Below are 13,638 nucleotides of genomic sequence, written 5' to 3'. Positions count from 1 at the left end.
GCTCCGGGATTCGAACCCGATGCCCACTCATCAGGAGCGCGTCAAGCAACCCACTGCGGCACGACCCTGTCGAGGATCGGCGTACGGTCCCCGGGGTAGCGAGGAAGGCTGATCGTCAGCGACCTCAAGGCGCGTCCCAGAAACACGCGTCGATCCCTGAGCGTCGACTCCGCCCACGCGCCCGTGAGTGCCTCGCCGTCCGCGAAGAAGATCGAAATGCCTGCCTTCCGCGCGAGCTCACCGGCTTCGAGGTCAAGGGCCTCGATCACCGCTGCCTGCTCGGCCGCCAGCGTCTTGAACCGGTCTTCGGACAGTGTCCCTTCACCGCAGAAGTCGTGCTCCGGCTTGTCGCGGCCTGCCTTCGCCGCGTGGTGGTGTCAACCGCGTCAGGCGCGGCCCTCGAACTGGTCCAGGCTGCCCAGGCCTTTGCTTGAGTTCGCGGTAGTAGTGCACGAAGGCCGGCGTATCTTCGCCCACCGCACCAGGTCGGCGACCGGGATGGCAGCAGGCAGGGGCCATGAGGTCGGTCACGGCGAGGCGGATCATGGCTTCTGATCGTGCCGGGAGGGTCTCGTCGTCGCGGGCCAGGCGGCGGTGGAACGTCAGCCAGCCGTAGGTTCCGCTCGACCATCCAGCCTTTCGGAATCTCGGTGAAGGCCCTGGTTCCGGGGGTGCGCTGGACGAAGCCCCAACACCGAGTGCGACAGCTCGTGCCACAGATGGATCAGCGTGGCCACCAGCCGGTCGTCGGACATCAGCTGATGGCGAGCGTCGGCACCCGCGGCCCGCTGCCTGGCCCCGCCCCGCGCGCCCCGATCGACCATGATCGCCACAGCCGGATCGTGCCACCAGCCAGGCCGACGCCTCATCCGCTATCACGCACCAACTCTCGAAACGCGGTACGTCGCGCGCACGGGGCTTGCCCTCCGTGCAGGCCGCGGTCGCTCAGGGCCCCGTACGAGCGCCCCGCGCGGCACGTCTCCGTATTCCGCACCTGCCGCCGTGAACCGAACCGGTCGTCGCGTTCGAGGCCCAACAAGGACGCTCTTCGCGAAACGACAAGGAGAAGGGGCCCGTCGGCCGAGGAGGTGGTGGCGCGACATCGACCGTCTGGCGGCGCAGAGTTGGCGGTCAGCTCCTCCGCTGGCGCGAACCCGTGAGACCGCAGGCGTGGAAGGCGTTCATCGCCTCGGTCGCCTGATCGCAACACAGAAGTCGGTGCCCCGCGCGTACTCACCGCATGGGGCGCCTGTCTGTCACCGCACTTCACGCCGTACAGCCGACTCCAACTCCCGCACCCCGGTGACGCGCGGGTGCCGCTCTGCCAGCTCGGTGACGATGTTGCGGATGGCGGGCCGGTCCCGGACTTCTCCGGGGCTGGAGCGGTACGCGGACAGCAACGCCTGGGCCGCCTGCTCGGGACGTTGCCATGCCCACCAGGCCCGCGCCATGTCGGTGCCCAGCCTTGCCTTGCGCTCGGCAGTCGGGAACTGCTCGGGCCGCAGGTCCTTCCCGGCTTCCAGAGCAGCTCCCGCATCCCCGAGGGCCCAGTGCACGCCGACGGCGTACAGGTCGACAGCAGCCGGGGTGATGGGGAACAAGCGGCCGGCCGGTGCGCTCGACGGCAGTCGGCGGGCGGCGCGGCTGGCTTCCTCGGTCATCGCCAGCGCCTCCGCACGGTGCCCGCCGCGGGCAGCGGTGTAGGCGAGGGTGCACAGCATCTGCGCGTACGCCGATGCCGCCGCGTCGGTGCGCAGACGCGTCGCCTCGACTCCGGAGGCGGCTGCCGCCATGAGGCGCTGGGCTTCGGCGGTGCGGTCCTGGTGGCGCAGCACGATCGCCAGTTCGCGGGCGGCGGCTGCGGAGGCGAGGGGCGAGCCGGATACCTCGGCCCAGGTACGGGCACGATCCGCGGCGAGCCGGGCCTGCTCGTAGGAGCCGAACTTGCTGAGGACGGAGGCGGCCAGGCTGTAGACGGAGGACAGGCGGGCCTGATCCAGGTCCCGGCGTGAGGCCGCAGCGGCGTGCCCGTCGCCGATGAGGCCGGGCAGGGCGGCGAGCAGGCGGCCGTGCGCACCCTTGTCGTACAGCTCACGGGCGGTGGCCAGCCGGGTGTCCAGTGCCCCGGCACCGGTTGGGGCGGGCGTATCGGCCAGGGCCTCGTCCATGCTCATCAGCAGGGTGGCCGGTCCGGCGACCGCCGTGGCGGCGAGCAGCGTGCGGCGGCGCATCGGGTCCTCCTCGACGTGCGAACTGGCCGTCACTCTAGTGGCGGCTGGCACGTTCGGGGCGGGTGGCGCCAGTGAATGCACCAGGATGTGTCGCGGGACACCGACTTCCAGCGCGGCGCGGTGCACCAGGGTCAGGTCGACCACCCTGGCACGGCGCTCCAGCCGGGAAACGGTGGCCGGCGAGCAACCGAGCCGGTCACCGAGCGCCGCGAGCGTCCAGTTGCGGTGTTCGCGGCCGAGCCGGATGAGTGCGCCGGGACGCCGCTGCTCGGTGAACTCGCGAGCCTCGGCAGTGTTCCATGGGTCACCTGGCACAGGTCCCCCTCCCACGCCGCACGACCGGGGCTTCCACGGTACGGGGAGGTCCACAACGCCGTCGAGACTGCTTGCAAGGCATGCAAACCCCTTGCGCGGGTGGCTAGTTGACCACCTCCCTGCGTCTGAGGGCGGTGTTGTGGATGGCAGAGCCCCAAAGCTGCGGGGCACCGTCCATCGGAGGCATCATGGCAACGGCTGTCGTACTCCCCCCGGCCACCGACCCGACGACCGGCCCGGTCCGATCGGCGCGGGAGGTCGTGCCGGCCGGCCTGTGGGACAAGCAGGTCCGGCTCCTCGTGCGCGACTACCCGTACGACTCGGTCATGGCAGCCCGGGTCCTCGGACAGGGCTACGCCTACCTGCTGACCGCCATGCACCACCGCGGCCAGAAGCTGGGGCTGGCGCCCAGCAAACTCGTCGACATCGGCGTCCACACGATCATCCTGGACACCGTGGCGTACGCCGAGCTGTGCGACCGCTTCAACGCCGGCACCTTCCTCCACCACGTGCCCCACGTCGAGATGAAGGACGACGGCTCCGTGATGAAGACCGCGCACATCATCGCGGCCGACGGCTGGGAGGTCGACCTGCCGCTGTGGGCGGACGCCGCGACGTGCGGCCCCTGCCACCCCGGCAACGACTCGCACTGACGGGAGCGACGGGCCGGGCCCCACGCTGACCCGCAGCGGGGCCCGGCTCGCGTGCGGGTGAAGTTCCCCGAAGCCCGCCCGGCCACGGGCCGCACCCGCCAGGATGACGCGGGTGACGACCACCACCGACCTCTGGCACCACTTCGGCCGCACCCGCGCCGAACGCGACCGCGCCGTCCCCCACGCCTTCCACTGGATCTGGAGCCAGGACGGCGGTCCCGGCTCCGAGGTCCTGGGTGACCTCACCGGCAAAGTCGTGGGAGACCTCGGCGCCGGAGCGGCCCGGCACGCCGCCCACCTCGCCACCCATCACACCCCCGCCCGAGTCGACGCCGTAGACGCCTCACCCGCCCAGCACGCCATGGCCACCGACCTGTACGGCCACCTCTCCCCCCACCTGCGCATCATCCGATCCGACGTCGTGAAGCACCTGCGGACAGAGGCCGGCACCTACGACGTGCTGTACAGCGTCTTCGGCGCGGTCGACTTCACCGACCCCCACGAACTGCTCCCGGCCGCAGCCACCGCGCTGCGACCGGGCGGCCTGCTGGCCTTCTCCACCCTCGCTCGCTACCTGGGCGGCACGTCGGCGGAGGCCGACGTCGTTCCCGCCGAGATCCCGGCGAAGGCCCCGGACGGGGAGACGGCCACGATGCGCCGCTGGGTCCTGCAGGAGAACGTCTGGATGAAGGCCCTGGACGAGTCCGGATTCACCCGAATCAGCGTCGAACGGTTGCTGTCGACGATCGACACGCCGCGCAGCGCGGACACACTGCTCGTGAGGGCCGTCCGGCAAGCTTGAAGCCCTTGCCGCAGGACGCCGTCACCTTGTGCTGCAGGCAGAATCACAGGCAACGACGCCGCGACACCCGCTCCTGTGATGTGCAGGTGCAGGTGCAGGTGAGCCTGCGGGGCCGAGCAACGGCGCGAAACCTCGTCGGCCTGTTCCCGCTCAGACGTGTCGTCCGCCCCTCCGCTCCAGGGACTTTCAGCGCTGTCCGAGGGACTTTCCGCCGCCTAACGCGGCAAGCCCCTGAAAGATCGGAAAGGGCCTCCGACGCAGGTCAGAGGCCCTTTCTAAGGCAAATCCGCAGGTAGCGGCAGACGAGTCGGGCTGTACGCCGGGTACTGTTCCACCGAGCAACGTTAGGGGGTCAGGTCAGCTGCGGCTGACCCAACCTTGGGCTGGCGCCGGCAGGCCCAAAGCCGAGATCCACTGCTTCACGCCACCCATTCAGGAACGAGCCTGTCCATGATCGACGTAGGATCTCCTTGACGAACAGCCGGGATGATCGTCAGAGATTTCAGCACGCGTCACACCTCCCGTTGCTCACTCAGCCGACAGCGGCAGCCGACGGCCGCTGCAAGAAGCAGTCCCCACTTCAAGAGGGGCACACGCTCGGACGCCACCGAATTCCCCGCCCCCGCCCCCGCGCCCTCGTACACGGTCCGGCCGGCCAAGACAGCGCCCGGACGCCGACGACAGCCTTTCTTGACAGCCAGGCGTGAACAGAAGGATGTCCGGCGACGAGATCCCTGCACTTTCGACGGGCCGGCCACCCGTCGTTCAGTTCGCTTCCGTGTGGGTGCGGCGTCCTCCTTGTCCGAGTGCGCTGTGATCAGCACTCCGCCGAGATCCACAGTCACCGTCCCGCCCGCGTCAGGCGCGTCCCGTCCGGTCGGCCGCCACATGCCAGCGGCTTCAGCCCGCGCGGCCCGGATCGCGGTCAGGACGGCCGGCCCCGGCGAAGGTGTCGATGAGGCGGGAGACCGTCGGGTCCGAGGCAACCGGCCCGAACACGGCCGGACCGGGGCCCGCGACATGCCCACATCCGCGAGGCAGTCCCCGCCCGGCCGCCGCCCTCGATGCGGACACACGGGTACGACCCGATACGCTTCTCCACCCGGAGAGTGCTTCTTTCCGCGCAGCCAAAAGGACCCACGACAAGTCCCATCGTTGCAGGTCAGGAGCAGTCTCCGTCTATTTGATCAAACATCAGCACCCCACCGCGCGATAGCGCGAGGCTAACGACCTTCCCGTCCGTGGTAACACCGACGAAGTCGGCGCCGGGGCCCATGCCACCGGTGTCATCGCCGCCGGGGCCTCCGCTCGGGGCCGCGCCGGAGGTGGTGCTCGCCGGGCCGGCGGAGCGGGACGAACAGCCGGTCACGCCGGTCATGGTCGCCATTGCGGCAGTACCGCCGAACGGGCCTTATTTCTACGCGAGTTGGTGCTGTGAGCCACTCATGAAGCTCATCAGGCGGGGACACGTACGGTAGAAGATCCGTATCTCGGGATAGCAGATCATCAGGCACAAGACCATCCCGAAAAATCAGTGAAGGGTGTCCGCGCCTTTGTCGAATGCCTCCCTGTGTCGTTCGACTTCGGGGAGGTGGTCGGCGGTCCAGGAGCGCAGGATCGAGAAGGGCTCCTCAAGCGTGCGGCCCAGCGGTGTGATCCGGTACTCCACAGCAACGGGGCGTTGCATCAGTACCCGGCGCTCGACGAGGCCGTTGCGTTCCAACCGTCGCAGTGCCTGCGTCAGCGATTTTTGAGTGACCCCATCGAGCTCTCTCTTGAGCTCGTTGAAGCGTCGCGGCTGCCGGCACAACGCGGCCAGCAGCAGATGGCCCCACTTGTCCAGCAGCTGATCCAGGAGCTCGCGCTGCGGGCCGACGATGGTCTCGTGACCGGCCCGATCTTCGCGGATACCAGGTTTCTTTGAAGTACCTGCCATGCACCAGGTATACCATAGATACCGGCAACCCAAAGGAATTTCATGACCGAACAGCCCCTGCCCAGCCTCAATCTCAAGCGCCAGGACGGAGTGCTATGGGTCTCGATTGATGTTCCGCCCGTCAACCTGATGACGGCGCAGCTCATGCTCGACCTGGACGCCGTCGCCGCATCGGCCGAGAATGATCCCGATCTGCACGTCATCGTGGTCCAGAGCGCTAATCCGGAGTTCTTCCTGGCGCACGGCGACCTGTCATTCGTGGAGGACCCCGCGACCTACGCCGCCCTCCCGGTCGCGGAGGAGACGCTTGTCGGGACGGGCCCGATGATGCGGCTTCATGAACGCTGGCGGCGTCTGCCTCAGACCACCATCGCCAAGGTCGCGGGACTCGCCCGTGGCGGTGGAGCCGAGCTGGTCTCCAGCCTGGATCTGCGATTCGCGGCACTCGAGACTGCGGCGTTCGGCCAGTTCGAGGCACTGATCGGCATCGTCCCTGGAGCAGGTGCAACTGCCCACCTGCCCCGCCTCGTGGGTCGCGCTCGCGCTCTCGAGATCGTGCTGACAGGCGGGCTCGTCGACGCGGCGACTGCCGAGCGGTGGGGTTGGGTGAACCGAGCTCTGCCCGCCGCAGAACTGGATGAATATGTTGAGTGGGTCGCACTGGCCATCGCGTCTCTGCCCGACGGTGTCCGTGCCGCGGCTGTCGAAGCAATCGACGCGGCCGACGGCACGCTTGAGGACGCACTGCACGCGGAAAACCGCCTGCTCGGCGAAACGTTCACTTCCGCGTCTGGAGAGCTTGCCCGGGCAGCGCTCGCGGCCGGGGTTCACACGCGCGAGGTGGAGCTGAACCTCGAAAAGGTGCTGTGCGCGAACCTCGTCCGACATTCGTAACGAATCGCCCTGCGCGGGTGGAGTGCAGAAGTTGTCCGTACGGTCCGTTTGGTAATTCGGGTCGAACGACCGTACGGGCCGCCTCCAACTCTGTGAAGCTGATTGTTTCGGGATGAGCTCTGAGGCCGTCGATTCCGATACCTCAGGTATTCGTTCGCGGCACCGGTACGGATTGCCTGTCCAGATATGCACGTTCGCGTTCGCTCACTGCCGCTCCTCGTCAGCCACCTGTTTCCTCATCAGGCATAGCGAAGGACAGGTACCGTGCACATGGCCTGTCGGGCAGCCTGCCGGGCTCTCCTGCCTGTCACTGGCCCTACAGCCGTAGGTAGGCTCTGATCCACTCGGGTTCTTCGAAGGGCCCGGGTGAGCGGGTGAGTACGGGGGACGCAGCTCAGTCTGTCCGGTTCGCGCCGCTCGCACGCGTGATGTCTGCCCGGACGGTTTTGGCGGGCGATTCTCCGTCCAGTACCTCCCAGTGGCCCGCCGGCGCCTCCCCGACGACGGGCCCACCGGAGAGCCGCACGACCACCGAGGGTCCGTTCCTTGGTGACGGGCCGGTGACGCCGCTGCCACCTTCACAGGCCCGGCAGCCTGACAGGCGGGCGCCCGGACGGAGTCCTGCCAGGGGCTGCCTTCACCCCCCTTCCGGGCTTCCCCCCTGCGGGCTCCGTGGGCGCACGACGTCGACGATGAGGTCGAGCAGGCGGTCGGTCCGTTCCTGGGAGGCGCCCTCGATGATGGCGGGGAACACGCCGATGAGCAGGGTGGCGACGTCGTCGGGGTCGACGTCCGCCCGGAGGGTGTCGGCGGCGGCGCCTCGTTCGAGGATCGTGGCGATGGTGGTGGTGACGCGTTCGCGCGAGGGGGCGGCGATACGCCCGGAGGCGAAGGCCGTGAGCAGTGTGTCCATCATGCCACGTTTGGTGGCGATGAAGGCGGCGTAGCGGCCGATCCAGGCACGCAGGGCGATGTCGGCGGGGTGCCGGTCGAGCAGGGCGGGGGCGCTGGCGGTGACGGCGTCGAGTTCGCTGGCGTAGACGGCCTCGACGAGGTCTTCGCGGGTGGGGAAGTGCCGGTAGAGGGTGCCGATGCCGACGCCGGCCTGGCGGGCGATGCCCTCCAGAGAGACCGGGCCTTCCGCTTGGGCGAAGGCGGCCTTGGCGACGGCGATGAGCTTGTCGCGGTTGCGCCGCGCGTCGCGGCGGACCGGCCGGCCGTCGGGGTCGGCAGGGCCCGGGGTGTGGGGGCGTGGTGGCGAAGACAAAACGGAGGACCCTCCGGTAGTGCTACGGTTGAAAGTAACGGAGGCTCCTCCGTATGCGCCCAGCCTCTCATGAGAGCAGGAAGCCATGCCCGCTGAAACCACCCGCACCATCGTCTCCGCCCCGCGCCCCGGCGGCACCGGCCGGCTGGCCGGACGCACGGTCTCCCGCATCGGCTACGGCGCCATGCAGCTGGAACGCCTGCACAAGGACCGCCCCGCGGCCATCGCCCTGCTGCGCCGCGCGTTCGACCTCGGCGTCGACCACGTGGACACCGCCCACTTCTACGGCGACGGCTTCGTCAACGGTCTCGTCCGCGAGGCGCTGCGCCCCCAGGACGACGTGCTGGTCGTCACCAAGGTCGGCGCCACCCCCGACCCCGGCGGCCCCTTCCCGTTCCGTATCGCGCAGCGCCCCGAGGAACTGCGGGCCGCCGTCGAAGCGGAACTCGCCACGCTCGGCATGGAGCAGGTCCCGGTGGTCAACCTCCGCCGCACGGACGCCGGGATGACCATCCCCTTCCCCGACGACCAGAAGGTCGACCTCGACGACCAGCTCGCGGAACTGACCGCCCTGCGCGACGCCGGCAAGATCGGCGCCATCGGCCTGAGCAGCGTCTCCGTGGACGTGACGCGCCGCGCCCTGCCCGCGGGCATCGTGTGCGTGCAGAACACCTACAGCCTCGTGGCCCGCGACGACGAGGAACTGCTCCGGCTCTGCACCGAGGAACAGCTCGCCTGGGTGCCCTACTTCCCCCTGGGCGGCGCGATCCCCGGCATGGCCAAGGTGACCGACGAGCCCACCGTGATCGCCGCCGCCGAGCGCCTGGGATGCACCCCGGCCCAGGTCGGCCTGGCCTGGCTGCTGCACCGCGACCCCCAGATTCTCCTCATCCCCGGCACCGCCACCATCAGCCACCTCGAAGCCAACCTGGAAGCCGGCGCGATCACCCTCGACGAGGAGGCCCTCACCGCGCTCGACGCGATTGCCGCCCGGCCGGCCACCCCTCCGCGCCACTGACCGGTCCCCGTCCGCTCGCGCCCCCATCAGACGTGGCGCGAGCTTGACGGCTACCGCGCCGGAACGGGCGGTCCTGGCACAGCGGGTGACGCTGCCCCGCCACCGCTTCGACCGGTCGAAGCACCGCTCCACGACGTCGCGGCCCTTGACGAGGCCGCGCGTTCACCGCGCGTACACGCCTTCGCGCGGGCCATCGCAGTCCGAGCACATCAGAACGAAAGGGGCCATCGACATGGCCGATACGAACGAGACGGACCTGCCGGACAACTGGGGCCGCTGGGGAGCGGACGACGAACTCGGCACCCTCAACCTGATCACCGACGAGGTGCGCGCCAGGGCCGCCGCGGAGGCGCGGACCGGCCAGTGGGTGTCACTGGCACAGCCGATCGAGCCGAACGCGATGTTCTTCAGCCCGTTCATGCGCGAGACGGCCAACGCGTCGCCGGTGCAACAGATGGTGTCCCACACCGGCGGACCAGTGGCAGCCGATCTGTCGGTGATCTACAACCACCACTGGAGCTCGACGCACCTCGACGCGCTCGCGCACTGGTCGACCGACGGCCAGGTCTATCCGGGCCGCCCGAGGGAGCAGGTCGTCACCCCCTTCGGCATCACGCACGCGTCGACGACTGCTTTCGCCGCCGGGATAGTGACACGTGGGGTCCTGCTCGACCTGGCGGCCGAGGGCCCCCTCCCCCCTGCCTACGCGGTGACGTCGCACGACTTCGAACAGGCCGAGAAGCGGCAGGGAGTCGTGGTGGGCTCCGGTGACGCGCTGGTGGTCCGACTCGGCTGGACGGGAGGCGGGCCCCAGGACATACCGAGCCCGGGAATCAGCACGGACGCGGTTCGGTGGATGCACCGCCGAGGGGTCGCCATCGTCGCCCCGGACAGGGGCGACGCGCATCCTCCCCTGAACCCGGACGAACCCTCCCCTCTGCACGAGGTGGCGCTCGGCCGGATGGCGATGCCTCTGATCGACGTGCCCCGGCTCGATGACCTCGCGCAGATGTGCAAGCGGCTGAATCGCTACAGCTTCCTGCTCACCGTCGCCCCGCCCCGCATCCACGGCCTGACCGGCGTACCGGTCAACCCCATCGCGATGTTCTGACGGAGCGTCGACACCCTTCCCGCGCCTGAGGCGGGGGAGCAGGGGCGCTGCCTCATGCCGACGCCGCCGCGGCATGAGGCAGCACGAACCTCGTGACGGCAGCCGGCGGTACCGGCGACGCGCCAGGGGCTTTCCACCGGCCGCCCGGCGCGTCCCTCCCCGCCCGCCCGGCACATCCGTCCTCGCTCAGGTCACCGAGCAGGCCCGCCCGTTGAGCGTGAAGTGCTCCGGCACCGTGTTGCTCCCCTCCCACGTGGCCAGGAAGCCGAAGGACAGCGTGCCGCCGGCGGGGACCGTGGCGTTGTAGGGGGCCGCGGTGGCGGTGACCCGGGGGCCGGTGGGGGTGTGGGTGGCGTCCCACATCTGGGTGATCCGCTGGCCGTCGGGGAAGGTCCAGGAGACGCGCCAGGTGTCGAGGGCTCGGGCGGTGGTGACGGTGACGGTGGCCTGGAAGCCGGCCGGCCACTGGTTGACGAGGTCGTAGTGGACCTGGCAGGGCGACGGGGTGCCCGTGGCGTCGTCGAGGGCGGGCGTGGCGGTCGGTGTGGCGGGGGCGGCCGTGGCGGTGCCCTGCGGTGCCGGGTTCCGTCGGAGGGTGGCGGTGGCGGTGGCCGTGGCCGAGGGGGTGGCCGTCGGCGATTCGGAGCCGGCGGGGGCGGGGCGCGGGGGCGGGGCGGAGGAGCCGGCCGGCGGGTCCGGCACCGGCTGCCGGCCGGCCGTGGCGGACGGGGCGGCGGTAGCGGCGCCCGGGACGCCGGGGGCGGCGCTGGAGGCGGGGCCGCCGAAGGGGCGCAGGGACGCGGTGAGGGCCAGCAGGGAGATCAGCGCGGCGGTGGCGAGGAGGCCGCCGCGCACCGCGCGGGCCCGGCGGGCGCCCCGGCCGCCCGGGGTGACGCCGTCGTCGTCGGCCGGTGCCGGGCGGACGGCGGCGAGGCGTACCTCGGCGGCCCGGCGGCGGCGTTCCAGGTAGGCCAGGCCGCCCCAGCCGATGACGCCGTCGGCCAGGGCCGCGGACAGGGAGCCCGGGTCGGTGCGCAGACAGCCCGCCGCCTCGGCGCAGCCGGCGCAGCCGGCCCGGTGGCGGGAGAGTTCCTCCGAAGTACCGGGATCCGCCGTGTCCAGCAGGCGGGCGGCGTGGTCGCGGCAGGTCCCGTCGGCCGGGCCGTCGAGGTGGTCGCGGCGGCAGCGGTCCCGGAAGATGTCGCGTGCCTGGGCGAGTTCGCCGGTCGTGGCGGCCGGGTCGAGGCCGAGCCGGCGGGCCACCACGGGCAGCGGCAGGGCCTCCACCTCGGCCAGCCAGAGCAGTTCGGCGTCCGGGAGCTGCATGTCCCGCAGGGCGCGCAGGGCGAGCGGGCGGCCGGCGGGAGGTCCGGTGTGGCGGGCGGCCCGGTCGGAGTGGAGCCAGCGACGGAGGTCGGGGGTGAGGTCGTCGCCCTGTCCGGTGGCTTCCCAGGACGCCGCGGTGGTGCGTACGGCGGTCAGGAGGAGGGGAATGGGAGGCAGCAGCCGGACCGGGCGGCGGCCGGGTCCGGAGGCGGTACGGGCGGCTGTCGAGCCGCGTGCCTCGCGCAGGCCCCGGGTGAACGCCTCCGTGGCCAGCCGGGCCGCCGCGGCGGAACCGGCGGTGCACAGGTCGGCGTAGGACAGGACGGCGTCCCAGCACTCGGCGAACCGCGCGGCCTCGGCGGTGTCGGAGGCGGCGCCGGCGGCGTCCTGGGGCATCGGCAGGTCGTCGGACATGGATCTCCCGCGTCACACGGGCGAGACCAACTCCGGCACGCCGACGGTGGAGTTGGTGGTACCTCGCGGCAAGGGGCGAGCTTGTCACGGGCCCGGCGCGCCTGACAAGCGTCGTGACCCGGCACGGCGACGGCCCGGCCGCCGGGCGTGCGCCCGCGCGAACCGGGCCGGACCGTCCGCGCCCCTCACCCCGGCCGGGTCACACCTCGACGGGCGTGTCCGCCGGGAGGCTGTCCATGAAGGAGCTGACGGAGAAGACCGCGTTGCCGGCGCCGGGCGGGCCGTAGCCGGGGGGCGAGGAGAGGCCGAAGTCCTCCATGGTCTGGCGGTAAGCCTGGAGCAGGCGGATGTGGTATTCGAGCGGGGCGCCCTGGGGGTTGGCCTTGCCGAGCGGGGTCGTCGGCTCGGGGCACCAGGTGGTGAACCGGGGCGTGATGCCGTGCGACATGAAGAAGCGCAGGCCCTCGGTGGTCGAGGCGATGGCCTCGTCGACGGTCTTGAAGCCGAAGGGCTCGGCCATCTCGACGCCCGCGACGAAGTTCGGGATCACGTTGCGCGGGCCGAAGACCTCGGTGGAGTCCAGGATGCGCTTGTGCCACTCGTCGCGGCCGACGTAGCGCTCCTTGCCGGGGCAGAACAGCTTGAACAGGTACTCGTCCCACACCTCGAAGTTGGGGTGGTAGATCTGCACGCCGTAGTCCTTGAAGCGCTGGACGTCCGGCTTGGGCAGCGCCTGGGCGACGACCTTGCCGATCCAGCGGCCGGGGAAGCGCTCCTCGATGGCCTTGGCGTAGTGGCCGTAGAAGTCGGCCTCGTCGCGGCCCGAGACCTTCGACGTGATGGCGCCGCCGGTGAGGGTGTAGGCGGTGGACGCCTTCGCCGTGTCGTAGCGGTCGATGATCTCCAGGGCTTCGAGGACCTCCTCGACGTCCTTCACGCCCGTGTACGGCCGCCCGGCCGCCTTGTGCTGACGCCAGTTGTGATTGATGTCGCAGTACTGGCACTCCTCCTTGGCGCCGAAGTACTGGCAGACCCGGAAGACGGTCAGGTAGATCAGGTAGCCCCACTGGATGGTGGGGGCGACCTCCATGACCGACTTCCCGTTGGAGAGGGTGTGCCGGTAGTACTCCGGCATCGGGGGGACGCCGACGTCCGAGATCCGCTTGCCGTCGAGGTAGAGGCCGAGGACGTTGTGCTCGTCGGCGGCGACCCGGTACGGGGAGGACGGGTTCACCCGGACCGAGACGACGGTGCGGCGCAGGTCGTAGGGGCCGCCGGTGAGGATGATCTCCTCGGGCGGGCGGCGCAGCGCGGCCTCGCCCAGCTCGGGCAGGGTGCCGTGGTCGAAGGAGAAGATGAAGTAGGACTTCGGCTTCACCTCGCCGGCTGCCTCGTTGGCGGTGTCGGACAGTGCGCTGGGGTCGAAGGCCACCCCGCCGCGGAGCAGGTCCTCCTTGAAGACCGCCTCCCGCGGTACGTGCGGGAAGCGCTCCATCAGATCCTCGACCAGCGCGGTGCGGCTGCCCATCCTGTGTCTCCTCCCGGCTCGCGTTCGACTTCTCACGGTATGCCCCTGCCCGCGCGCCTTCCCCGCCGGGTCCCCCCTCGGCGTGCCAGGTAGGTTTCCGCCGGAGGACTCCTGGTCCTCATGGATCTTCTGGGAGGGGCTGC

The 13,638-nt window shown here is 70.6% G+C and carries 11 protein-coding genes and 2 pseudogenes; 5 read left to right on the top strand and 8 right to left on the bottom strand.

Annotation, left to right across the window (positions count from 1 at the left end):
- Positions 1–41 precede the first annotated feature (41 nt).
- The 3 genes and pseudogenes from J7I94_RS29695 to J7I94_RS29690 all read right to left on the bottom strand — a co-directional run bounded on the left by J7I94_RS29695 (position 42) and on the right by J7I94_RS29690 (position 2,546).
- Positions 42–269, bottom strand: coding sequence for a hypothetical protein (locus tag J7I94_RS29695; RefSeq protein ID WP_215171976.1), 228 nt, complete (start codon positions 267–269; stop codon positions 42–44).
- A gap of 244 nt (positions 270–513) precedes the next feature.
- Positions 514–676 (bottom strand): annotated as a pseudogene (locus J7I94_RS38715) (IS5/IS1182 family transposase); the annotation flags it as partial.
- Between the two features lie 580 nt (positions 677–1,256).
- A complete protein-coding gene (locus tag J7I94_RS29690; protein WP_215171975.1) occupies positions 1,257–2,546 on the bottom strand; it encodes a helix-turn-helix transcriptional regulator in 1,290 nt (429 codons plus the stop codon).
- Positions 2,547–2,734: 188 nt separating this feature from the next.
- Between J7I94_RS29690 and J7I94_RS29685 the strand changes: the two genes are divergently transcribed.
- On the top strand, positions 2,735–3,199 hold the full coding sequence (locus J7I94_RS29685; RefSeq protein WP_215171973.1) for a hypothetical protein: 465 nt from the start codon (positions 2,735–2,737) through the stop codon (positions 3,197–3,199).
- A 103-nt stretch (positions 3,200–3,302) separates the two neighbouring features.
- On the top strand, positions 3,303–4,001 hold the full coding sequence (locus J7I94_RS29680) for a class I SAM-dependent methyltransferase (protein ID WP_251075930.1): 699 nt from the start codon (positions 3,303–3,305) through the stop codon (positions 3,999–4,001).
- Positions 4,002–4,771: 770 nt separating this feature from the next.
- Here the strand turns inward: J7I94_RS29680 and J7I94_RS38710 are convergent.
- Both J7I94_RS38710 and J7I94_RS29675 read right to left on the bottom strand, forming a co-directional pair.
- Positions 4,772–5,050 (bottom strand): annotated as a pseudogene (locus tag J7I94_RS38710) (IS1380 family transposase); the annotation flags it as partial.
- Positions 5,051–5,532: 482 nt separating this feature from the next.
- Entirely contained in the window at positions 5,533–5,937 is a 405-nt protein-coding gene (locus tag J7I94_RS29675) for a helix-turn-helix domain-containing protein (protein WP_081014204.1), read from the bottom strand.
- Between the two features lie 42 nt (positions 5,938–5,979).
- Between J7I94_RS29675 and J7I94_RS29670 the strand changes: the two genes are divergently transcribed.
- Complete coding sequence (locus tag J7I94_RS29670; RefSeq protein ID WP_215171969.1) at positions 5,980–6,831, top strand: enoyl-CoA hydratase/isomerase family protein; 852 nt, start codon at positions 5,980–5,982, stop codon at positions 6,829–6,831.
- A gap of 637 nt (positions 6,832–7,468) precedes the next feature.
- Here the strand turns inward: J7I94_RS29670 and J7I94_RS29665 are convergent.
- Positions 7,469–8,098: a TetR/AcrR family transcriptional regulator gene (locus tag J7I94_RS29665; RefSeq protein ID WP_251075929.1), complete on the bottom strand. Its 630-nt coding sequence runs from the start codon at positions 8,096–8,098 to the stop codon at positions 7,469–7,471.
- 85 nt (positions 8,099–8,183) lie between these two features.
- Between J7I94_RS29665 and J7I94_RS29660 the strand changes: the two genes are divergently transcribed.
- Together J7I94_RS29660 and J7I94_RS29655 are read left to right on the top strand one after the other, a co-directional pair.
- Positions 8,184–9,116 carry an aldo/keto reductase gene (locus J7I94_RS29660; protein ID WP_215171965.1) on the top strand — a complete coding sequence of 311 codons (933 nt, stop codon included), beginning with the start codon at positions 8,184–8,186 and terminating at the stop codon, positions 9,114–9,116.
- Between the two features lie 232 nt (positions 9,117–9,348).
- On the top strand, positions 9,349–10,227 hold the full coding sequence (locus J7I94_RS29655) for a cyclase family protein (protein WP_215171963.1): 879 nt from the start codon (positions 9,349–9,351) through the stop codon (positions 10,225–10,227).
- A gap of 186 nt (positions 10,228–10,413) precedes the next feature.
- On the opposite strand, the gene J7I94_RS29650 is transcribed toward J7I94_RS29655, so the two are convergent.
- Together J7I94_RS29650 and J7I94_RS29645 are read right to left on the bottom strand one after the other, a co-directional pair.
- Positions 10,414–11,967: a cellulose-binding domain-containing protein gene (locus J7I94_RS29650; protein ID WP_251075928.1), complete on the bottom strand. Its 1,554-nt coding sequence runs from the start codon at positions 11,965–11,967 to the stop codon at positions 10,414–10,416.
- A gap of 199 nt (positions 11,968–12,166) precedes the next feature.
- Positions 12,167–13,495 carry a radical SAM protein gene (locus J7I94_RS29645; RefSeq protein ID WP_215171961.1) on the bottom strand — a complete coding sequence of 443 codons (1,329 nt, stop codon included), beginning with the start codon at positions 13,493–13,495 and terminating at the stop codon, positions 12,167–12,169.
- Between the last annotated feature and the right edge of the window lie 143 nt (positions 13,496–13,638).

The sequence above is a fragment of the Streptomyces sp. ISL-12 genome (assembly GCF_018614415.1).
Classification (GTDB): Bacteria; Actinomycetota; Actinomycetes; order Streptomycetales; family Streptomycetaceae; genus Streptomyces.
This window is presented reverse-complemented; position numbering and strand designations above follow the sequence as displayed.